Annotated in this window: 20 protein-coding genes, 1 pseudogene and 1 riboswitch; of the genes and pseudogenes, 6 read left to right on the top strand and 15 right to left on the bottom strand. The window is 45.6% G+C overall.

Translation table 11 applies throughout. The annotated features are described in order from the left end of the window. The first annotated feature begins 239 nt into the window (after positions 1-239). Complete coding sequence (locus tag ABXS70_RS09775) at positions 240-1,469, top strand: DUF418 domain-containing protein (protein ID WP_342551401.1); 1,230 nt, start codon at positions 240-242, stop codon at positions 1,467-1,469. Positions 1,470-2,012: 543 nt separating this feature from the next. On the opposite strand, the gene ABXS70_RS09770 is transcribed toward ABXS70_RS09775, so the two are convergent. From ABXS70_RS09770 to ABXS70_RS09760, 3 genes are all read right to left on the bottom strand, one after another. After that, a complete protein-coding gene (locus ABXS70_RS09770) occupies positions 2,013-2,903 on the bottom strand; it encodes an aldo/keto reductase (protein WP_366296589.1) in 891 nt (296 codons plus the stop codon). Between the two features lie 181 nt (positions 2,904-3,084). Beyond that, positions 3,085-3,858, bottom strand: coding sequence for a glucose 1-dehydrogenase (locus ABXS70_RS09765; protein ID WP_366295511.1), 774 nt, complete (start codon positions 3,856-3,858; stop codon positions 3,085-3,087). Positions 3,859-3,906: 48 nt separating this feature from the next. Beyond that, the gene (locus ABXS70_RS09760) at positions 3,907-4,395 is read right to left on the bottom strand and encodes a GNAT family N-acetyltransferase (protein ID WP_366295509.1); all 489 of its coding nucleotides are present in this window, start codon (positions 4,393-4,395) and stop codon (positions 3,907-3,909) included. 218 nt (positions 4,396-4,613) lie between these two features. On the opposite strand from ABXS70_RS09760, the gene xerS reads away from it, so the two are divergent. Then, positions 4,614-5,705, top strand: a complete 1,092-nt coding sequence (gene xerS / locus ABXS70_RS09755) for a tyrosine recombinase XerS (RefSeq protein ID WP_342551403.1) — start codon at positions 4,614-4,616, stop codon at positions 5,703-5,705. 287 nt (positions 5,706-5,992) lie between these two features. On the opposite strand, the gene mobB is transcribed toward xerS, so the two are convergent. Further along, on the bottom strand, positions 5,993-6,565 hold the full coding sequence (gene mobB, locus ABXS70_RS09750) for a molybdopterin-guanine dinucleotide biosynthesis protein B (RefSeq protein ID WP_342551404.1): 573 nt from the start codon (positions 6,563-6,565) through the stop codon (positions 5,993-5,995). A gap of 8 nt (positions 6,566-6,573) precedes the next feature. Next, positions 6,574-7,842 (bottom strand): gephyrin-like molybdotransferase Glp, encoded by a 1,269-nt coding sequence (glp, locus tag ABXS70_RS09745; protein ID WP_366296587.1) that lies wholly within the window; start codon positions 7,840-7,842, stop codon positions 6,574-6,576. 283 nt (positions 7,843-8,125) lie between these two features. On the opposite strand from glp, the gene ABXS70_RS09740 reads away from it, so the two are divergent. Beyond that, positions 8,126-8,416 (top strand): HNH endonuclease, encoded by a 291-nt coding sequence (locus ABXS70_RS09740; protein WP_342551405.1) that lies wholly within the window; start codon positions 8,126-8,128, stop codon positions 8,414-8,416. A 101-nt stretch (positions 8,417-8,517) separates the two neighbouring features. Here the strand turns inward: ABXS70_RS09740 and ABXS70_RS09735 are convergent, their stop codons facing one another. From ABXS70_RS09735 to ABXS70_RS09715, 5 genes and pseudogenes are all read right to left on the bottom strand, one after another. Next, positions 8,518-9,267, bottom strand: a complete 750-nt coding sequence (locus ABXS70_RS09735) for a DUF4247 domain-containing protein (protein WP_342551406.1) — start codon at positions 9,265-9,267, stop codon at positions 8,518-8,520. 11 nt (positions 9,268-9,278) lie between these two features. After that, a complete protein-coding gene (locus ABXS70_RS09730) occupies positions 9,279-9,785 on the bottom strand; it encodes a DUF4178 domain-containing protein (RefSeq protein WP_342551407.1) in 507 nt (168 codons plus the stop codon). Positions 9,786-9,815: 30 nt separating this feature from the next. Continuing rightward, the gene (locus tag ABXS70_RS09725) at positions 9,816-10,217 is read right to left on the bottom strand and encodes a DUF350 domain-containing protein (protein ID WP_342551408.1); all 402 of its coding nucleotides are present in this window, start codon (positions 10,215-10,217) and stop codon (positions 9,816-9,818) included. A 95-nt stretch (positions 10,218-10,312) separates the two neighbouring features. Then, positions 10,313-10,983, bottom strand: a pseudogene (locus ABXS70_RS09720) (PspA/IM30 family protein). Between the two features lie 167 nt (positions 10,984-11,150). Further along, a complete protein-coding gene (locus tag ABXS70_RS09715; protein WP_342551410.1) occupies positions 11,151-11,495 on the bottom strand; it encodes a hypothetical protein in 345 nt (114 codons plus the stop codon). Between the two features lie 155 nt (positions 11,496-11,650). Here ABXS70_RS09715 and ABXS70_RS09710 point away from each other — a divergent pair, with 155 nt between their 5' ends. Then, on the top strand, positions 11,651-12,457 hold the full coding sequence (locus ABXS70_RS09710; RefSeq protein WP_366295505.1) for a polysaccharide deacetylase family protein: 807 nt from the start codon (positions 11,651-11,653) through the stop codon (positions 12,455-12,457). A gap of 174 nt (positions 12,458-12,631) precedes the next feature. On the opposite strand, the gene ABXS70_RS09705 is transcribed toward ABXS70_RS09710, so the two are convergent. From ABXS70_RS09705 to ABXS70_RS09695, 3 genes are all read right to left on the bottom strand, one after another. Further along, on the bottom strand, positions 12,632-13,303 hold the full coding sequence (locus tag ABXS70_RS09705) for a 3D domain-containing protein (protein WP_366295503.1): 672 nt from the start codon (positions 13,301-13,303) through the stop codon (positions 12,632-12,634). Between the two features lie 2 nt (positions 13,304-13,305). Next, positions 13,306-13,500: riboswitch (cyclic di-AMP (ydaO/yuaA leader) on the bottom strand. Between the two features lie 269 nt (positions 13,501-13,769). Further along, the gene (locus ABXS70_RS09700; RefSeq protein WP_342551413.1) at positions 13,770-14,492 is read right to left on the bottom strand and encodes an amino acid ABC transporter ATP-binding protein; all 723 of its coding nucleotides are present in this window, start codon (positions 14,490-14,492) and stop codon (positions 13,770-13,772) included. Continuing rightward, the gene (locus tag ABXS70_RS09695) at positions 14,479-15,945 is read right to left on the bottom strand and encodes an ABC transporter substrate-binding protein/permease (RefSeq protein WP_342551414.1); all 1,467 of its coding nucleotides are present in this window, start codon (positions 15,943-15,945) and stop codon (positions 14,479-14,481) included. Before ABXS70_RS09695 ends, ABXS70_RS09700 begins: the two co-directional genes overlap by 14 nt. Positions 15,946-16,143: 198 nt before the next feature. On the opposite strand from ABXS70_RS09695, the gene ABXS70_RS09690 reads away from it, so the two are divergent. Then, a complete protein-coding gene (locus tag ABXS70_RS09690; protein ID WP_366295500.1) occupies positions 16,144-17,319 on the top strand; it encodes a M20 family metallopeptidase in 1,176 nt (391 codons plus the stop codon). Between the two features lie 172 nt (positions 17,320-17,491). Here ABXS70_RS09690 and glgA read toward each other — a convergent pair whose 3' ends face one another. Together glgA and glgB are read right to left on the bottom strand one after the other, a co-directional pair. Further along, positions 17,492-18,922, bottom strand: a complete 1,431-nt coding sequence (glgA, locus tag ABXS70_RS09685; protein ID WP_366295498.1) for a glycogen synthase GlgA — start codon at positions 18,920-18,922, stop codon at positions 17,492-17,494. After that, positions 18,919-20,928 carry a 1,4-alpha-glucan branching protein GlgB gene (glgB, locus tag ABXS70_RS09680; protein ID WP_342551417.1) on the bottom strand — a complete coding sequence of 670 codons (2,010 nt, stop codon included), beginning with the start codon at positions 20,926-20,928 and terminating at the stop codon, positions 18,919-18,921. Before glgB ends, glgA begins: the two co-directional genes overlap by 4 nt. Positions 20,929-21,124: 196 nt before the next feature. On the opposite strand from glgB, the gene ABXS70_RS09675 reads away from it, so the two are divergent. Beyond that, positions 21,125-22,351 (top strand): glucose-1-phosphate adenylyltransferase, encoded by a 1,227-nt coding sequence (locus ABXS70_RS09675; protein ID WP_342551418.1) that lies wholly within the window; start codon positions 21,125-21,127, stop codon positions 22,349-22,351. Positions 22,352-22,407 lie beyond the last annotated feature (56 nt).

Genomic DNA, 22,407 nt, shown 5'->3' with positions numbered 1-22,407 from the left:
TGTCCTCACTATATATCGTCCATGGGAAACACTTACGTAATAAGATAAAACACAATTCTTAACCATTTATGAAAGCAAGCTCACTTCACAAAGCTGTCACAACTCCAAAAAAAGAAACGAACATTCAGAAACTGTTAAGAATCGATCACTATAGTTATCCAAAGTGAAGACGAAATCTATGCATCATGATCGCGCTTGATGGAGAGGCACCTCACCTATTAACGGAAGGAGAAGTATTTATGAATGGAGAAAAGCAAAACACGGCACAACCCATGCGTCTGCAGGAACGAGTCCATTTCCTGGACATTGTACGTGGATTCGCCATGCTGGGCATCATTATTGTGAATTATTTTCTAATCGTGGATACTGTAAAAGGATTTGATAGATCTTCAGACGACCTGGTACATAACCTGGTATCTGCGTTTGCGGAGGGAAAGTTTATCACGTTATTTTCTTTTTTATTTGGTGTAGGATTTATGATTTTTATGAACCGGGCCGAGCAGCGAGTTGATCAACCCCGGAAACTGTTTGCACGCAGATTATTGATTCTATTTGGCTTTGGTGTGCTGCACATCACTTTTATCTGGGTTGGAGATATCTTGACTTTTTACGCTTTAGCCGGCTTTTTACTCTTTGCCTTTTATTCGCGCACACCGCAAACGCTGCTGCGCTGGATTATCGCACTCATTTTGATCCAGTTTCTCGCGCCGGTTTGGATGATGATCTTTAATGCTCTAAACTCATCTTCGCCGGGTGCACCACCTTATATCGATTTCACCTTGTCCAGTCACACGAGCTTAACTTATTTCGAGTCCATTGCAGCAAGATGGGCAGACATGCGGATGATGGCGGCGACTTCGTTTTCTACGGTATATTCCATGTTCCTGATGTTTTTAATCGGTATGTATTTTGTTAAAATGGACTTTTTCAACAACATGGAAGCCAAGTCGTCGACTTGGAAACGGATCTGGTTCATCAGTATGGCGGCCTTTACGTTAACCCAGATCAGTGCACTGCTGTATACTCTGATTCCTGCTGACAATACATTTTGGATGGAGCTGTTTATGATCTTGGGACAGCAGGGTAATTTGACCGGCAGCATGTTCTATATGAGCAGTCTTGCCATGTTGTTTTTGTATATCCCTGCGCTTCGAGGTGCTTTAATGATATTTACCAAAGTCGGACGTATGTCGCTGACCTGTTATCTGCTGCATTCTATCATCGGAATTGTGCTGCTGCTTCGCTATGGAGCCGGCCTGGCAGACTCTATAAAACCTGTCGGCACACTTATGCTGAGTTTTGCTGTGTATGCTGCGCTCATGATCATCGCCTCGCTGTGGCTGAGTCGTTTCAGAATAGGTCCTATGGAATGGATATGGCGTAAACTCACATATGGCAATCTTAAAGATTCATCTAAAACAGGACGACCTAAACTTGTCCAGTCAACCGACAGCGGTAGACAGCAGTAAGTTATATAGATCTAATGCGTAGATGAAGACACGAATACCCATTCCGGTGCTTAGCGGTGATCTTGGAGCAGATAAGAGGGCACTGCTAAACCATGTACTTCATAACTGTACGAACAGATTTTATCTGTACTTATTTGTGACTTACTTGTGCTTAAAGACAAACCTGCCTCTTCGGAGGCTTTTCTTTTTCAAAAGCTCATCCGAACATGTTGGACACCGTGACCGTCACCGTCACCACGCGTAAGCTGTAAGCCGCAAACGACATCTTGAAACAGCAGGCAATTAGGATCAGATATAATTCGCTTGCTGAAGAAGGACTCAAATCCGTCATTAAAACGAGGTATTTCGATTTGTTATTTTCTATTGTGAATTTTTCATATATTGAAATATTAAAACATTAAACAGTGTTAAACAATAAAGTTACAAAAAAAACTGCCAACAAGGCAGTTTTCAGCAGCATTTTATATCATGGATTGGTTTAAACACTTGATCGTCTTATTTAAAGTCTTCGTTGTTAGGTTGTTACGCTTATATTCATTCAAATCAAATGCGGCCGGTCCAGTCTGCCCGCGCGATTTCCTGCCAGCGTGCACGAATAGCATCATACTGCTCTTGTGCAAGCGGTCCTTTCGCAACCAGATCGGCATTCTGCTGCCAGCGGTCCGGCTTGGCAGTTCCCACAATAGCAGTATGCACACCCTCGGTACTCAGAGTAAACCGCAGTGCGATTTCCACCACTCGCTGAGCATCATCACTCAGAAATTCATATTTAAGCTCATTTAACCGTTTCCAATAATGGTAGGCATAATCCTCTTCCGTCAGCGTATCATACATCCATGCCACGTTAGCAATCGGTCTTTTCGCGATAATGCCCATATTTCTTTTACGCGCCTCAGGCAGCGTTAGTTCAATCGCTTCCTGATCCGCAATATTAACGGATGTCTCCAAACTGTCAAATGCATCTGTCCGAATGGCATATAACGCATCTGTCGAATCCCCGCTGTACCCGATAAAACGTGTTTTGCCTGCCTCTTTCGCCCGCTGCAGCACCTCGATTACGTCGCCCTGCCGAAGCACTTCTTCCGAACAGCTGTGCAGATGCACGACATCCACATAATCCGTTTTTAAACGTTTAAGACTGCGATCTATCGTTTGTTCAAGCACTTTCGCATCCCAATCAGGTCCGTCTACACCGGCTGCATGTCCACATTTGGTAAAAAGAACGTAGTCATCCCGGCGATGGGACAACACCTTACCGATCTTTTCCTCACTGTCCCCATAACATTCAGCCGTATCAATCATATTGAGACCAGCATCCAATGCACGGTTAAGCAGTACTTCCACGTCTTTTATGGATGCATCTCTAATCTCCGAGCCGCCAAAACCCAGTGTACTGACTTTCATTCCGGTGTTTCCGTAATTACGAAGTTCCATCATGATTTTCCTCCATATCAGGTTTAGTAGGTAGTAGATAAAATGAACGACACGATCATTATGCGGGTGATCGCCAGCATGTATAAGACTTTACATGTGCACAAAATCGTATATTATTACCCGTTAGAGTATAAAACAACACAATTTCTTTCCATTTTTCAAAAGATACGTCTGCCCGTCACTAGAAACCGTAAATGGACATGCCGCCATCCACCAGCAAAGTCTGTCCTGTAATATAACCAGCCGCCTCCGAAGCGAGAAAAACCACAGGTCCAACGACTTCCGGCAGCTCACCTACACGTCCAAGCGGTGTACGGCTGACAATCTCCTGCAAATACTGCGGATCATCAAGCAGCTTCTCGGTCAGCGGCGTCCGGAAATACCACGGTCCAACCGAGTTCACTCGAATACCATATTTCCCCCACTCCAGTGCAAGTACCTTGGTCATGTGAATTAAAGCCGCTTTGGTTGAGCCGTATACAACACCCGTTCGCAGCGCTGTATGCCCACCTACCGAAGATATGTTAATGATCTTACCATCTCCATACTCCTTCATATGCCGCCCTGCCAGTTGTGAAGCGAAAAAGGCAGATTTAAGATTCGTCTGCATTATCGTTTCCCATTGTTCATCCGTCACTTCCAGCGCAGGAGTCCGGATGTTCATGCCCGCATTGTTTACGAGAATATGAATTCGTCCCATTTCGGAAATTGACTTTTGAAAAACCTCTTCGAGCTGCTCTGTTGAAGTTACATCAGCGCAGAGCGCCAAAGCCTTACGTCCTGTCTGGTTATGAATATACGCTGCGGTCTCTTCGATCTCCTTCATCGTGCGGGATACAAGCACGACATTACTGCCCGACTCCGCAAGCCCGATGGCAAGAGCTTTGCCAATCCCTCTGCCAGCGCCTGTAACCAGTGCGGTCTGCCCATCGAGATGAAATGCTGGTCCAGTCATGTTACACCTTCCTTTTCATCTATTGCGTTAATTTTCTTTTGTGAGGCATCAGGTTACAAAATACTGGCTGGGATTGCCCAGTTCCGGGTGGAATTTTTCCCGAAAACGCCCTCCCGTATAATCCCCAATAATTTTACGCCAGAATGCCTGCGCAATTACATTGTTGCGAACCTGCGTTACTTTCCAGCGCCCAGGAAAACGTCTGAACAGCTCGTACGCTGCCTGGGTTCCCACCCCGCTGCGCCTGTATTTTTGCATGACAAAAAACTCGGTTAAATAGTAGTCATTATCTTTACTCGCCGGGTCTAACTTTTCTACAAGCGCAAAACCTGCAGGTGCTCCATCACTCGTAATTAAAAAAGGAAATTTGCGGCCTTTTTCTGTCCAGAATGCATCCAGACCCGGATATTCCGGGAAAATACCATCCTGATCTACATCAATATTCAGATATTTTGTGAAATCGTAGAGATAAAACTGCATAAGATGCCGAATCACCTGACTGCGTTCGCGAAGAACGAGTTCAATCTGCATATTCACAGCGTCCGCCTCCTCTGGTCTGTATGTATAACATTGTATAACCACTGTAAAGCTTTATAAGATGAAGAGCAACAGCATGACATTTCCGAATCCATACCGATTTTTTTACTGAAGGTCCATTCAGTCTCTTTCGGCAGAATGAAACAAGATGATTGCATGTAAAATATGGTACACTAAAGATGATTTTATAAAATAATGCTTACATGGAGGTGCCGAACTTGACCAACGTGCAAAAAGAGATTGACCGACGCAAACTGGATGAAAAGCTGCCTTCTATGCCATGGTTTGTTCAGCAATTCATTGACTATAAACTGCCTGACCTCTCTCCGTCCACACTGCTTGAGTATTTGAGAGATTATGATACATTTTTCAGCTGGCTGCGAGCAGAAGGCTTGTCTCAGGCTGAGTCGAATAAAGAGGTACAATTAATCGAGCTGGAAGTGCTCCGTATGGATTCAGTTACGGCCTATCGGCTGTTCCTGACCACAAGACGCGAAGGGACCAATTCAAGAATTACAGTTTCGCGCAAGCTTTCCTCTCTACGGTCGTTATTTCATTATTTAAGCCAAATCGCTGAAGATGATAACTTCTATCCATTACTTAAACGTAATATTATGGCCAAAATCGAAATTAAGCGAACTCATAAACCGAAGGATACCGCCGCGAAGCTCAAAGGAAAAATTTTGGAGGAAAATGAACTGCTCGAATTTATCGGTTACATTCTCGAAGGTTACGCCATCGATATGCAAAAGAACAAGCAGGCTCTTTATTCCCATGAACTGAACAAAGAACGGGATGCTTGTATTGCCAGCCTGATTCTCAACTCAGGTCTGCGGGTATCGGAGGTTGTTAACCTGAACGTAGATGACCTCGATCTGGGTAACAAGATGCTCTATGTTTACCGTAAAGGTAACAACGATGAGTCGTTCAAAACACCCGTATATTTCAGAGAACAAGCCAAAGACGAATTGGCAGTTTATATGGACCTGCGTCAATCGCGTTATCGCACCCCCAAACGGGAAAAAGCTCTCTTTATCGCACTTCGTAACGGTGAATCCGAAGGCAGTCGAATGACCAAACGTGCCATTCAGGCCATGATTATGAAATATGCCAAATGTTTTGGCAAGCCGTATCTGACCGTACACAAATTACGCCATTCGTTCGCCACCGACTATTATTTGCAAAATGATATCTACAAAACGAAAGAGCAGCTGGGTCATGCTTCTACTGAAACGACTGAAATTTACGCGCATCTGACCGACAAAACGATGTCCGAGGCCATTGAACGCCGCGTAGAAGACAACGCATAAATATACAGCAAGACGTAAAAGCCCTCAAATAGCAAAGATTATATTCTCAAATATTTCGATACACCACAGCAGGCTGTGCAAGAATGGTTCAATGGCCTGCTGATACGTGTATATACAGCTTTATATCATTCAGATTACCTGCTATTTCTTTGGCACTTCATGTGTTGAAATTTTTGGTTTACATAATATTAATTACGTTAAGATTATTAGATTGACTGCTTCTCACTCAACAGCAAGCGTCTGCTGCGATCTTGATTTACTTCTGTCTGCTAATGAGTCTGCAGTTTTTAATCCAGTTCCAGCACAGCCTCTATGATGGCTTCATGCTCACTGGACAGGAATTTAGCCACCGCCGCCGTCTCCCGGATATTATTTTCCTGCTCACCACGAATGCCTCTGTCTTCGCCAAGTTTTTCTTTGGTTTGTTCCAGTAACTCTGGCAGCCAAAACACGATGCCCGCAACATGCTGAAGCTGGCCAGCCAGAGGGAGATCGCCCGCTTCTCTTACCATCACTAATTTGGGATAAGGCGCATCCTTGAAACCTTCAATCACAATCCAGTCATAATCCGTGAACTGGCTGAGCATATCTTCAAGTCCTGTGCTTTGCTGCTTAATGATCGCTGTCCTTTTATGAGACATAACCGCAACAGCAGCTGCCCCTGCTCGGCCGAACTGATAAGAGTCCGTGCCTTCTTGATCCATCTCAAAATGATCGTGTCCATCATGTTTAATGGCAGCAACTTTAAAACCTTTAGCGGAAAGTCCGGTGATCAAAGCAGCTGTCATCGTTGTTTTGCCTGTATTTTTATATCCTACAACCTGAATGATCCGAGGTCTTGCGGCAGTTGTTTTATCCATATGTCCGTCTACCTGGATTGTCCCGCGGGAAGTTTGAGAATCGTGACCTGTTCGCCTGCTGCAATGCCCTTTTTCTCAGGCGGAATAACAATCAGACAATCACTATCTTTGATCGTAATCATGACACTCGACTCATCTACACGAGAAGCGGCAGGCACCGCGTATACTCTTCCATCACGTATAATCGTACGTCCACGTACAAAACGTGTGAAATTGTTCACTTTGGCGTAACCATCCTCCAAAATCACATTCCACTCTTCCAGATAAGGGTTGGAATCCGCCTGCATCGCCCGGAGCGCCGGACGAACAAAAAGATTAAAACCAACAAAACATGCTCCGGGATTGCCTGACAAAGCAAACAGCAGCTTATCCTTATATACAGCAGCTGTCGTTACACTCCCCGGTCGCATCGTAACTTTGTTAAACAGCAGCTGCATCTGTTCCTCCAGCACAAGTTCACCCATAATATCATAATCGCCAACAGACACACCGCCCGTTGTTACAACGATATCGTTGTCCCGGATCGCTTCCTCCAGCTTCGCCCTTGCTGTATTTACATCGTCTGCAATCGCTCCGTACATCACCGGCTCTCCTCCGGCTTCAATAACCAAAGAACGCAGCATATAGCTGTTGCTGTTGCGAATCCGACCAGGCTGCAGCGGCTCATGAACCTCAAGCAGTTCGGTTCCTGTAGCGAAAATAGCCACCTTGGGCCGTTCAAACACCGGCACATCCGCCACACCAAACGTCGCGAGCACGGACTGTTCACCTGCTCCAATCACTGTACCTGCTTCGAGAAGCTGCTGGCCCTCCTGCACTTCAAGGCCAATCGGAGTAATATTAGCTCCTGCCTGGATCTGACGTTTCAATGCAATCCAGTGGTCCCCTTGTTCCTGTTTGCTTTCGGTCATTTCCATCATAACAACGGCATCTGCACCATCCGGCACTTGAGCCCCTGTCATGATTCTTGCGGCCGTTCCAGGTGTAATTGTATGTTCTGGTGTATATCCGCACGGAATGTCATCAATAACCCGAAACCATACTTGATGATCACTTGAAGCCTCAGCCGTATCTGAACTTTGAATCGCAAAACCATCCATGCCCGATCTGCGGAAAAAAGGATATGCATGCGGTGCTGCAATCGGTGCTGCAAGTGTGCGTCCATGTGCACTTGCAAGAGGCACATATTCGATCCGGCCTACAGCTGCCCTGGCAGCAATTTTGGCTTGTGCCTCGGGCACTTGTACAGCGGTACGATGAAATTTTGCGGTAGTCATATCATATGAATGGGAATTATGTTTCACAGCAGCATTCCTCCAGAAGTCTTTTTCTCATTTAAGAAAGTGTAGCCCGAATATGAGCAGATGACAAGTCGATTGCTCACTGAATTGCAGCCAAAAAACTGCATGTGTATCTGAACAAATGGATTTTTGACGCACCCCCTACTGTCAGAATCGCGCCATTTTATCATACCTCCGATCATCATTACCACGGACAGCAGTCAACATGAAATGACATGCAGATGCGCATAATAGCATTCGATAACGGGAGGTGGCAACTATGAATAATCATTGTGAATTATGCGGCAGAGAGCCCGTTGAAACAACAGTTCATCATCTGACTCCAAAGGAAATGGGCGGTAACTTCATGCCTACTGCCAACCTATGTATTGCCTGCCACAAGCAGATTCACTCGTTATATACCAATCGGGATTTGATTACGCTCGGTCTTACCGATCTTCAATCCCTGCGAACCGATGAACGCATCATTCCTTATCTGCGCTGGATACGCAAGCAGCCTGCTTCGACAATTCCTCGTGTACGCAAGTCGCACCATGTCCGTAAAACCTAAAAAAACAGCAGTAGGAAGTCTGCTGCCGAAATCGACAGTTCCACCCTGCTGCTGTTTTTTGGTCTTCCTATCATCTTTCACAACATTCGTCAGCAATCTGTCTATCTTCGCCTCATAATCCTGCCGCCGCCGACACGTGTCTTTGGTTTTTTATAGGATTTTTTCGGTGAATCAAACAACCCGCCGAAGCCGCCGCTGCTTTTGTTGCGATCAATGCTTCCTCTGCTCTGTTCCTTATTGCGGTTAAACAACCCGCCGCCAGAACCAACACTTGTATCCTTGTCGCTGCCGCGACGTGTAATCGAGCCTTTGCGCTCCACGGTAAGAGGCGGAGCCAATTTTTTATCATTATTGGTTGGGGCTCGGTAAGATCCAGCCTTTGGTTTGTACGTATCCCGTTCCGTATATCCCCGGTAGTTCCCTGATCCTCGCCCACCGAAAGTATCAAACAAATTACCAATTAAGGTTGCTGTCAGATACCCCTGCAGGAAGGAAGAGCTGTAGTTTTGACGTACATATTCCTTGGAATCTACTTCAACCAGCGTATCTTCTGGTTTCTTGGGGTCCTGCTGTAGATGATAATACTGATCCTGGTACACCAGGAACATGCGTTCCGTACTTTCCGCGGAAATCTGATCCGGTTTTCGTTGATCGGACAGCTCCTTTGCCACTTCTGGAACAGTACGGTCTGCAGCCCGATAAACGTAAGAGGTAGACTGACCACTGCCGCTTACCGATTCAAGCGGATATGTATCCTGAACCGAAGGGGCTGCACCGCACGCAGACAACAGAGACATCACAAGGCTGAGGACCAGCATTAATTTTAATCCATGTGCCAAGCGTTTTTTCATTGGAACCTCTCCTAGTTCGAACGAATCACTTTGATATCCGCAGGAAGAATGGACTCACCCTCATACAGGTTAAACCTTCTGTCTTGCCATTCCACACGAAGAAGTTTGTTATCATCCGATTGATACTGCCATACCAGCTGCTCGCCAGCCTGACCATAAGGTGTTCTGCCCACCGTCTGAACCATACCACCATACTCTTCCTCCAAATGATACACATGGTCATCCAGTTCCAGAATCGTTGGCACTTCGTCGGGGGCATCAAGTCTTCCGTCTATAGGTGTATATAAGGCATACCGAGTGATTTCACGCTCCTCCACGTGTAAATATCGGAATGCACTTCCATCCTGCAGCGTTAATACGACAGCATTACGAGCACGATTCTGTACTCTGCCTATAACTTCGTAGGTGACCAGTGAAACTTCGCAAATATCGCCAGGTGCAAGCTGCAGCATTGTTTTTTCCGCCTTAGGCGGCTCCGGCTTTGTTAGTATTCCTTTAATACGTTTCCATACACTCATGCAAATTACCCCTGTTCCTTATCTTATGGCTTACAGGCAAGCTGCAATAATCAATGCGCCTACAATATGCAGTGCCCCGGAAAACAATCCATATCCTGTCTTGCCCTGCTGTATTCCTGTATCCAGATCCAGAGCAGCCCATTTGCGAATGATAAAGTGAACAACACTTTCCAGGATCAACAAAAGAACAAAAGATACAACGGAAACAAGCAGCGCTTCTCCAAGATGACCAGCCGTCGAAATTGAAGTTGCAAGCACGTAACCCTGTGCAAATAATTTCATGACCATCCGGGTGGTTACCGCCATATTACCAGCCTTGACTTCAGCAAAATCCTTATATTTTGTAAAAAGCGAATCCACATACATCAATACAAACAGCAAAACCGAACCTGAAACAGTCCAGACCAGCATCGCCAAAATGTTCAAATCCATTTACACAGCCTCCACTTATCAACATGATCCGCATTTAAAAGCGAAGGAGAAACACTGTTCTCCTCCGCTGTTTAACCCTGCTGAACGCCAAGGTGTTAGTTTTTATTTTCGTACTGTTTCATCAGTGCAGCAAGTTCGTCCTCGACAGCAGCATCCTTGCCAAGCTTCTCGAACTCTTCATCCAGCGATTTGCCTTTGGAAGACATTTCGTTGCTTGCTTCAGCCTGAGCTTCCATCTGCATCATTTTCTCTTCCATACGTTTCATGCCGGCACTTGCGGTATCAGAGCTGAATCCATTCAGCGCTTTGTTGATTTCCGTTTGAGCTTTGGCTGCATTGTAACGAGCGACCAATGTCTCACGTTTATTCTTCATCTGAGTCAACTGCTTACGCATCTCATCGAGTTTACCGCGAAGATTGTCTGCGGAAGCTTTGTTTTGGTCATAGCTGGCTTTGTATTCAAGCATTTTCTCTTCAGCAGCTTTTTCTCTTCCAGCGCGCGGCGGGCAAGATCCATGTTCTGTGCACGAGCTGCCGTGTGAGCCTGCTCTTCACGTTTCTTGACAAGCGCTTCCTGTTCCTCGAACAATTGCTTGAACTTCTTCTCAATGGCAATCTGAGCAGCTACGGCTTTCTCTGCATCTTCCAGATCTTCCTGCATGTCACGGATATATTGATCCGTCATTTTGATCGGGTCTTCGGCTTTGTCGATAATAGCGTTGATGTTGGACATTGTAAGGTCACGTAATCTTTTGAAAATGGACATTAGGTTATTCCTCCCAGTGGATATTACATTGTATATAAAGATACATACGCAGTAATCTGCAACTCGTTTCAATTTTGCGAAAAAAAATTAAAACGGATCTGCATCTTAGTATAAGGAGGATGATACGGAATCATGCTGCATATCAGATGTGCATCCATTAAATGATATTAATGATTGGATTCTTGTTTTTTATTCAGATGTTCATCCACAAGTCTCTCCGCCGTCTGAACAATTTCGTCGATCTGCAAGCGCGTAATGCTGTCAAAGTGGATACCCATAATTACGGTTACCGTAACTTTCAATTGCAGAGCCGCTTTGCGGGCAAGCCGCTCACATAATTCCTGTTCTTTATGTCCCGGGATATGCACCGTTGTACCGCTTACCCGTTCATGGTCGACATAGAACGTAGCTACAGCCCCGATATGAGCTTTCCCCCCTGTAACGAGAAATACCTTGTCCTGCCCTGCCTCAAAAACCTCTAAACGAATGGATTTCAAATCATATGTACTCATCGTCTCTCCACCTAGCCTTCTCTTTATATGATATATGGTGGAATTATGACTTTCATAACCTGATCTACACAATGAAACTTCTCACATTCGCATAAATGGTTCTCGTGAAGGGCATACCATAAAGAACGAAATTTCTGAAAAAAGGAGGCCGTCCAATGTTTAAACGCCTCGTTATGCCAGCACTCGTTATGGTTATATGTTTTGGGGTTTACCTGGTTCCTCCCGCGGCTGCTTCAGCAAATCACATACCTAATCTGCCCGAGCTTGATCCACCTGCATCCAGCGCCAATGATCGAGAAGAACAGCTGACTTTAGGTCAACTGCGTCAGAAATATGCGGATACTTTCAAGACAAATGGCCCGTCGACCAAACAGGTTGCACTGACTTTTGATGATGTACCCGACCCGAGGTTTACGCCGCAGGTACTGGATGTCTTGAAAAAATATAAGGTTCGCGCAACCTTTTTTGTGGTAGGCAGTCGGGCGGAAAAACATCCAAATCTGGTGAAACGTATGGTGAAAGAAGGACATATTGTTGGCAATCACAGCTACAACCATCCCGAATTCAGCAAGTTATCGATGACTGCTTTTCGCAGACAGATTCTACATACCGGGGATATCATTCAGCGACTGACGGGCTACACACCCAAATTGATTCGCCCACCTTATGGAGATATTAACGAGGAACAGCTGCGCTGGGCCGCCAAGCAGCACTACAGCATTATCAACTGGAATGTGGATTCGTTGGATTGGAAAGGGCTGTCCAAGGAACAAGTGAAACATAATATTCTGTCAGCGGTTAAACCCGGCTCCATCGTACTGCAGCATGCAGGCGGAGGTACAGGCTCTAATCTCCAAGGTACAGTGGAGGCCCTGCCAGATGTCATTGAGGAATTGCGACATCGAGGTTATGAACTGGTCACGCTGGACGAGATGCTGCAGCTGCCTAAGGAAAAACAATAAGACACCCGGCAGCCTTAAAGCTGATTGTATAGATAAAAATACAGGGTGTTCCTATCGGTAACCATGAATCTTACTCATTCATGACAACAACCAAAGAACACCCTCTATATGTTAGCGTATCATTTTTCTCTGAATCCCATCAAAGAATCTAGGGAGTTAAGTCAATTTTACTTTTTATTTTAAAATGTAAAGCTCAATATCCTGAAAACCAAATGAACTTACGAACTGTTTGCTTCCCGGAATAAAAATGTCGATGCGGTTGCCTTTGATGGCACTCCCTGCATCCAGAGCAGTAGCAACGAAAGCCTGTTTAGGCAGTCCCGGGTGCGTATGCCCCGTCACGAGAACTTTGGTTCCAAAAGGAATCACCTTCGGATCTACTGCAATCGTGCCCAGTTCCAGCGGGTTGCCAAAATAATCAACTGCTCCCCAGCCCCCGTTCTCGGAAGCATCTGCGGAATATGCTGTAGCTTTCACGTTTAAGGTCTTACTATAGTCAAATGTTTTACCCCAGGCTTGGACAACTTTAGTATCCGCGCTTACATCCAGACTCGCTGCTGTAACCGGTTTTTCCTCTGACTTCATCTGAACCGGGGCTGCTTGCGCTTTATTTTCCTGACCTGGAATTGTAATTTTCAGACCACCATAGATGTTATACGGTGAAATGTCTTTATTGGCTTTAATTAATGTGTCCATGGCAATACCATACTGTTTGGATAGGGTGAAGAACGTATCCCCCTCTTTAGCTGTATGAATCGATTCCGCGTGAACCGGAACGGTTTGAATCAACAGTACGGATGTCAGTAATGCAATGGCTGTCTTGGCTATACGTTTTTTGTGAAACATGGTCTTCCTCCTCATTATGCCTGCGAAGTTAGTTGTCGGATTCGGATGGAGGAATCCACCCTATAGGCTGTAAATCACATGCTGAAGCATTATGTACCCTAATTCACCCCTAGCGGCGCGCCGTTCTTATGAACTGACACGTCTGCACTGTTACATCCCCCACACTTCCACTTCGGAAGTTTCGGCAGCATTCAATATATCACAATTTTGTAACCCTAAGCTGTAGTAAATGTTACCAATTAGCGACCGATCTTCTTTGGTCCTCCGGGATTTGTAAGATAACTCCAGAATTTCACATCCTTTAATCAGTCCGTTTATCTCTTACATGGGTAACAGAAACGTTACTTATTTTGTTTTGAAGCCCTGATTTCATTCCTTCTTATGTGAAATGCAAAAAAGCAGCGTTAGCGGACCTCTGCCGTTAACGCTGCTTTTGCTATAAATCCACTCCAGGAAGCGGGATGATTTAGAGTACTTTTGCGAGAAAATCACGTGTACGCGAATGTTTCGGTGCACCGAAAACTTCATCAGGCGTACCTTCTTCAACGATAACCCCGCCATCCATAAACAGGATCCGGTCACCAACCTCACGCGCAAAACCCATCTCATGGGTAACGATGACCATGGTCATGCCGCCCTCGGCAAGACGTTTCATAACTTCCAGTACTTCTCCAACCATCTCCGGGTCCAGTGCAGATGTGGGCTCATCAAACAGCATAACATGCGGCTGCATCGCCAGGGCTCTTGCAATTGCGATCCGCTGCTTCTGTCCACCAGACAGCTGATTAGGATATACATCTTTTTTATCAGCCAAACCAACCGTTTTCAGAAGATCATCGGCAATTTTGTTTGCTTCAACTGCAGATTGCTTCTTTACCTTGATTGGCGCAATCGTAATGTTTTGCTGCACCGTTTTGTGCGGAAACAGATTGAAATGCTGAAATACCATGCCCATTTTTTCTCGCGTAGCATTAATATTGTGCTTGGGATCGGTAATTGAAACACCTTCAAAATTAATTTGTCCCGATGTCGGCTGCTCCAGAAGGTTCAGACAGCGCAGGAATGTACTTTTACCCGAACCCGAAGGACCAATCACTACGACGACCTCACCTTTACCGATGGATACGTCGATGCCTTTCAGCACATCATTTTTGCCATATGATTTGTATAATTGTCTAACGTCTATCACTTGCACCCAACTTCCTTTCCAATCGACCCAGCAGCTTGGACAAAATGAATGTCATGACGAAGTAGATCGCTGCCGCAATAAGGAATGGATTCATTCCTTGGTACGTAATGTTTTTAACTACACTTGCCTGATACATAATATCCACCATACCGATGACGGAGATAATGGATGACTCTTTAATGATGGTCACGAACTCGTTACCGATTGCCGGAAGTACGGCTTTGAAAGCCTGCGGCAAAATGATATAACGCATCGCATCACCTCTGCCCATACCGAGTGAACGAGCAGCCTCCAATTGACCACGATCCACGCCTTGAATCCCTGCACGGAAAATCTCGGCCAGGTACGCACCACTGTTGATGGAGAGTGTCATAATCCCCGCCTGCAGTGCGGAGAAGTTGATGCCAAAGGTCAAGGACACCCCATAGTAGATAATCATGAGCTGAACCAGCATTGGCGTGCCTCGAATGACTTCTACGTAAGCTGTACCAATCCAGCGCAGAACGGCCAGATTATGAAGACGGAACAGGCAGATAATCAAACCGATGATTACCCCGAACAGGACACCGAGAGCCGATAACAGCAGCGTATATCCCACACCTGTTGCATAGAAGCTTTTATACTGCCAGAATACTTCAAAAATATTTTGTGATTTGTTCACTTTATCCGCCATCAGGAGACTCGCATCCGTTACCATCTGGTTGATTTTATCTTCGCTTTTCAGACGCTCCAGCGTTTGATTCACTGCGGTCAGCAGCTCTGTATTGCCTTTGCGAATCCCGATTGCCGCTTCAACCTGCTCTTCATCCGGAACTGCGGCTGCCAAACCGATAATATCATCCAGATAACCAGCAGCCACCGTATCCTCGACAATCGCCGCATCGACACGTTTCGTTTGAAGCTGCAGCACGATATCGGAGATTTTATCCAGAGAAGTGAGCTTCGCGCCTGGAATTTTCTGTCCAATCGATTCCTGAATGGAGCCTTTTTGTACACCGATTTTGGTATTCTCCAAAGACTTCATGTCCGGAAATTTGTCTTTGTCCACATTGCGGATCATAATGACTTGTTTGGATTTGTAGTACGGCTCAGAAAAATCAATACTTTTCTTCCGCTCATCTGTCGGTGTCATGCCTGAGATGACCAAATCTACGCGACCGCTCTGCAGCGCAGGCAGCAAACCGTCAAATCCCATATCTTCAATAACGAGTTCGGCGCCGAGATCTGCCGCAATTTCTTTCGCGATCGCAATATCAAATCCGACGATCTCATCCTTACCGTCAATGACTTTGTGGAATTCGTATGGTGCAAAATCGGCACTCGTTCCAAGCACCAGTTTTTTACCTTTTGAGCTGCTGTCTGCCGTTCCGCTCGCCAGCGCTGCAGGTGCAGCCGCCGTTAGAAAAAGAAGGAATGTTAACAGCATTACGGTGTAACGACTTATTAATTTCAACCCTGTTCTCCCCTTACAATGCTATAATTACTTTTACATATTGATTCGTCAGTCATGTTGATGACTGAGTCATTATAAAGTACAATGCATGATTATGCAATGTATTTTCAAGATTGAATTCTGACTTGTTTCTGAAAAAATACTGCAAAGATGTTATAATCAATAAATTATTTTCATTTTTGCCTAAGGAGTTTACCTATGACACCCAACAAAACACAAATATTTAACGTTATTGATCAATATGCTTCCCGTTTCAAAGATATTTCATCATATATTGGCGCTCATCCTGAACTTGGAAATGAGGAATATTTAGCATCAGCCCGTCTAAAGGAAGAATTGTCTTATCATGGATTCGAAGTAGAAGCTCCGGTTCTTGGGCTGGACACCGCTTTTATCGGTACCTATGCTTCAAGCAAGCCTGGTCCTACCATTGCTCTGTTATGTGAGTATGACGCCCTGCCAGAGATTGGCCATGCTTGTGGCCACCACTTGATCTGCATGATGAGTCTGGGTGCGGCCGTGGGACTAAAAGCAGTTGTTGAAGAAGTAGGCGGAACAATTAAAGTGTTTGGTACCCCTGCAGAAGAGACACGCGGGGCTAAAGTTCCAATGGCGGAAGCTGGATTATTCGATGACTGTGATGCCGCACTTATGGCACATCCATTCTATGCTTATGAAAAATCAGGCAGCTCCCTGGCGATTGATGCTGTACAATTCGAGTTTCATGGCAAATCGTCCCACGCAGCAGCCAGTCCGCATGAAGGTATTAACGCACTGGATGCTGTTATTCAAACGTTTAACGGCATTAATGCGTTCAGACAGCAGGTCAAGAGCACCGTTCGTATTCATGGCATTATCAACAGCGGCGGTCAAGCCGCCAACATCATCCCGGATTATGCTTCTGCACAGTTTTATGTGCGCGCAGCCAGCCGCAAGGAACTGAACGTACTGACTGAGCGTGTCATTCAGATTGCACAAGGCGCAGCACTCCAGACGGGATGCAAATTGGTAACATCCAACTATGAAACGTCTTACGATGAAATGGTTACAAATGAGACGTTCTCTGACGCGTTCAGCCAGAATTTGCTGCAGCTTGGCATCCCGCAGGAAGAAATCGTTAGCGGAAATGACCACGGCTCCATGGATATCGGCAACGTTTCCCTGAGATGTCCGTCCATTCATCCTTATATCCGTGTGGTGGATGAAGTTCATACGCTGCATTCCATTGAATTCCGTGATCTCGCGCTGCAGGAGCGTGCACTGGACGGGATGATTTTGGGGGCCAAAGCGCTTGCCGCCACAGCTTACGATGTTCTGAGCAAACCTGAACTGTTGAAAGCAATCCGTGAAGAGTTCGAAAAAGTAGTTCGTTAACCTCAAAAGCTGTCCAAGGGGTGGCAGTCACAAGTTAATTTAAAGTTAGGTTAACCGGCTTGTGCTCCAATACAAGTTTGCTGTCCTCCCTCCGTTTTAATAAAAGAAACAGCAAAGCCGCAGTGTGCACACTGCGGCTTTAGCCCGTTTATTATTCTCGCTCGAACCTGAATCACCCTTGAATTCGGCGATAAATATCCATATATTCCTCTGCCGATACATCCCAGCTGTACTCTCCGCCCATTGCGTTTTTGACGATTTTCTTCCAATGTTCAGGCTTGCGGTAGAACTCCTCTGCACGACGAATCGTATTCATCATGTCATGTGCATTAAAACTTGCAAATGAGAATCCATTTCCTTCCCCTGTAAACTCGTTGTAAGCTTGTACCGTATCATTTAATCCACCCGTTTCTCTGACGAGGGGCACACTTCCATAACGCATTGCCAGCAGTTGGCTGATCCCGCAGGGTTCAAATTTCGAAGGCATCAGGAAAATGTCACTGCCTGCATAGAAACGGCGGGACAGCCCATCGTTAAACGTGATCTGTGCTGACATTTTCAGCGGATAACGATTGGCCGCTTCCCGGAACCAATGTTCATAAGCCGCATCTCCCGTCCCGAGCAGAGCAAATTGAATATCATCATAATAGAGCAGCTCATCCAAAATCCGGCACACCAGATCCAGTCCTTTGGAGTCAACAAGCCTGGTTACCATGACCATAAGCGGTGCATCTGGACGAACTGGCAGTACCAATTCCTTTTGCAGTTCGATTTTGTTTTCTGTTTTCTTGGACAGACTGGTTCTATATTTCACAGCAATTTTGTTATCCGATGCCGGATTGTAGCTTTTGGTATCAATACCGTTCACAATGCCGCTAAATCGATCTCCCAATGAACTGAGCAGACCATCCAGGCCGTAGCCATAGTACGAAGTCTGTACCTCCTGTGCATAAGTCGGGCTAACCGTAGTCACATGATCCGAGAACACAATTCCTGATTTCAGGAAATTGACATTTCCATAGTATTCAGCGCCTTCCATTGTGAAATACCTGTCATCAAGCTCCAGAATTTCGCTGAACAGCTCATGCGGAAACACCCCTTGATACAACAAGTTATGTATGGTGAACACCGAGCGCATTTCACTATAGAAAGCATCATGAGCATAATGAGCTTTCAGCAGCAGTGGAATCATGCCTGCATGCCAGTCATGGGTGTGCAGGATGTCCGGCTTGAACTCGATCTGCGGAAGCACCTCAAGCACAGCACGGTTAAAAAAGGCAAACCGCTCGCCATCATCCATGTACCCGTAAACTCCGTCACGCCCAAAATAATATTCATTGTCTATAAAATAGACCGGAATCCCCTGATACTCCAGCATTTCTATTCCACAATAGGGTCTGCGCCAACCTAGAGGAACATCTGTGACTAGTACGGGCTTCATCGCCTCTTTGTATTCTTCAGGAATCCCTTTGTATTTCGGCAGAATCACTCGCACATCTGCCCCGTTTTTCTTCAACGCCTGGGGAAGTGCACCGATCACATCAGCAAGTCCCCCTGTTTTGATAAACGGATGTGCTTCCGCCGCTGCAAATAAAATATTCATGTGTTCGTCCCCCTTTTCGGTTTAAGCGTATTTCTCTCTTTTTTCACTGTTTTTTTATTCGATTTCACGGAAGCGCTGCCTTCAGCGATGGGCTCCGTTTTCCGACGTGTATTCTTTTTTAAAATAACGACACTCAGAGGGGGTAAATCCACTTCCAGGCTGTTTGCATGCCCGTGAAAAGGAATCTTTTCTGTAGGGATCAGCATATCATTAGTTATCCCTGAACCACCGTAATCCGAATGGTCACTGTTCAGAATTTCGGTATACATACCGGGACGCATGACGCCAATCCGGTAACGCTCCCTTTTGACTGGCTGAAAGTTAATGAGCACAAGGAGTGTATCCGCAGGTTTTTTTCCTTTGCGTACATATGAAATGACACTTTGGCCCTGATCATCCGGAGTGATCCATTCATAACCGTCAAAGGAATGATCAAGCTCCCATAAAGCTTTTTCACGGACGTACAGCTCAGACAGCTCCCGTTCAAACTTGTGCAGGCTGCGGTGACTGTCATAATCCAGCAAAAACCAATCCAGTTGATCCTCATCTTTCCATTCAATAAACTGGCCGAACTCTCCACCCATGAACAACAGCTTTTTGCCTGGGAATGTCATGAAATAACCGAGAAACGCGCGCATACCTGCAAATTTCTGCTCATAACTTCCTGGCATTTTGTTCAGAAGAGACTTTTTACCATGTACCACCTCGTCATGAGAAAGAGGAAGCACATAATTTTCAGAAAAGGAGTATACAACCGGGAATGTCAGCAAATGATGTTTGGAAGGACGTTCATGAAATTCAGATTCCATATAATCGAGCGTATCATTCATCCAGCCCATGTTCCATTTATAGTTAAAACCAAGACCACCCTTATCCACTGGCATCGTCACCATTGGCCATGCACTGGACTCTTCAGCCATCATTAAAGCATAGGGATAGTATTCAAAAATAGTTTGGTTCAACTGCTGTAAAAAAGCGACCGCTTCTTTATTTTCCAGGCCACCTTCATCGTTGGTTCGATACTGACCTGGCTGTTTTTCAAAATCAAGGCGAAGCATACTTGTCACCGCATCTACACGCAGGCCATCAAAATGGTACATTTCCATCCAGTACAGTGCATTGGAAATGAGGAACGAGCGCACCTCCGGTTTGGAATAGTCAAAACTGAGTGTGCCCCAGCCTGGTTTCTCGGCTAACATGGGATCAGCGTACTCGTACAGAGGTGTTCCATCGAACAGACGCAGGCCATGTGCATCTTTGGCAAAATGAGCAGGCACCCAATCCAGCAGTACACCTATACCCGCCTGATGCAGTGTATCCACCAGATACATGAGGTCTTTGGGCTGCCCATAACGGCTTGTTGGCGCGTAGAAACCCGTATTTTGATATCCCCATGACAGGTCGTACGGATGCTCGCTAAGGGGCATCATTTCAACATGGGTATAATTCATCTCAAGCAAATACGGAACGAGCAAATCTGCCATCTCACGGTAACTATAGAGACTGCCATCTTCCTTGCGTCTCCACGTTCCCAGATGCATTTCATAAATATGTAAAGGTTTGTTATACATCGTACGCCGTTTGCGTCTCCATGCACCGTCATTCCACTTGTAACCTTCAATGGAACTTGTGACCGATGCCGTTTGGGGGCGGACTTCAGCCTGAAATGCATAAGGGTCTGCTTTGAGGAATTCAGTCCCATCTTCCGTTAAAATGCGAAATTTGTATAAAGTACCTTCTTCAATTTCCGGAAAGAAACGACTCCAAAATCCTGATTCGGGTATCTTATATAAAGGTTCCTTTTCACCTTTCCAGCCATTACGGTCCAGAGCCAGTCCGACTTCTACGGCGTTTGGCGCCCAGACGGTAAAGCGGAACCCTTGACGGTGATCGCGAGTCTCAGGATGCGCGCCCAACATTCGATAACTGTGATGAAGATTACCTTCATGAAATAAATAAATATGCTCCGGTAAAATTTCCGGTTGTGCTAGCGGTTGAACAGCCAAGAGATCACCTTCTTTTCTCCAGAAAATAGATATAACGTTAACCATTACCCCATTCTAGCCAAGTTGAAAAGAAAAATGCGTTGTTTTAAATTTTGATGTATTTTTTCAGAATTTTTACAGTAATTATCGTTTCAGAAGCTTCGCATTCGTTTACTAATGTACTACACTGCACAAATATTTTGGGAGGGAAACGATCATGTTTAATAAAGATTGCATCGCTATGCTGTTGGCGGGAGGAGAAGGAAAGCGATTAGCCCCTTTAACCTCGAGGATTGCAAAACCCGCTGTACCGTTTGGCGGGCATTACCGGATTATCGATTTTCCTCTCAGTAACTGCGTCAACTCTGGGATCGACACTGTAGGTGTTCTGACGCAGTACGAGGCGGAATCACTGCACGAACATATTGGTCAAGGAGAACCATGGATACAAGGCCAATCAAATGAGACCGGAATCTCCTTGCTTCCATCTTATCATACAGGAAATGACGAATACTTGGGAACTGCGGATGCCATATATAAAAATATGGACTATATCGACCAGCAAAATCCCGAAAATGTTCTAATTTTGTCGGGTGACCACATTTATCATATGAATTACCGTGAAATGCTTGAGGCTCACAAAGCCAACAATGCTGTTGCAACGATTTCTGTCATGGAAGTGCCTTGGGACGAAGCACATCGCTTCGGCATTATGGCTGCAGACGAGAACCTGCGCGTGACCGAATTTGCTGAAAAACCGGCCGAACCGAAAAGCAACTTGGCTTCCATGGGCATTTACATGTTCAATTGGCAGTATTTGAAACGCCATCTCCTTAAGGATGCTGCGAATCCTAACTCCAGTCACGACTTCGGTAAAGATGTTATTCCACAGATGTTGAATGAAAATAACTCACTCTATGTGTATAACTTTAATGGGTACTGGAAAGATGTAGGTACGGTAAAAAGCCTTTGGGATGCGCATATGGACCTCCTTTATAATGAGGAGAACTGGAGTCTGCAGCGAGATGACTGGCCCATGTTCACTCGCGAATGGCGCTCCAAACCGAGTGCAATCAAAGCAAGACAGAGCAAAATGGAGCATATTGCTTCGATGGTTCATGACTCGTGCGCCATTGAAGGCCGCGCTGAACGCTCTGTCATCTTCTGCGGTGCTGAAGTAGGCAAAGGTTCTGAGGTACTGGACAGCGTTGTTATGCCGAATGCCCGCGTAGGTCGCGGCGTTCACATCGAACGGGCAATTATTGGCGAAGGAGCCATCATCAAAGATGGTGCGATTGTCAAAGGCACAGCGGATGAAATTGTCGTGGTAGGACCGAATGAGGTCGTATCACCTAAACCAGCGGTACGCACACAGCCTGTACGTATACTCAAAGAAGTATATGAGAAAAGCGGACGTCTCCGTGCGGGTGAACTTTCCTCCTAATCTTATGGGATAAATGAGCATATAACATAAAAAAGGCGAGCCATGACGGCTCGCCT

The sequence above is a fragment of the Paenibacillus sp. AN1007 genome (assembly GCF_040702995.1).
Lineage (GTDB): Bacteria > Bacillota > Bacilli > Paenibacillales > Paenibacillaceae > Paenibacillus.
Note: the sequence above shows the minus strand (reverse complement) of the source record. Positions and strands in the feature narration are given on the sequence as shown.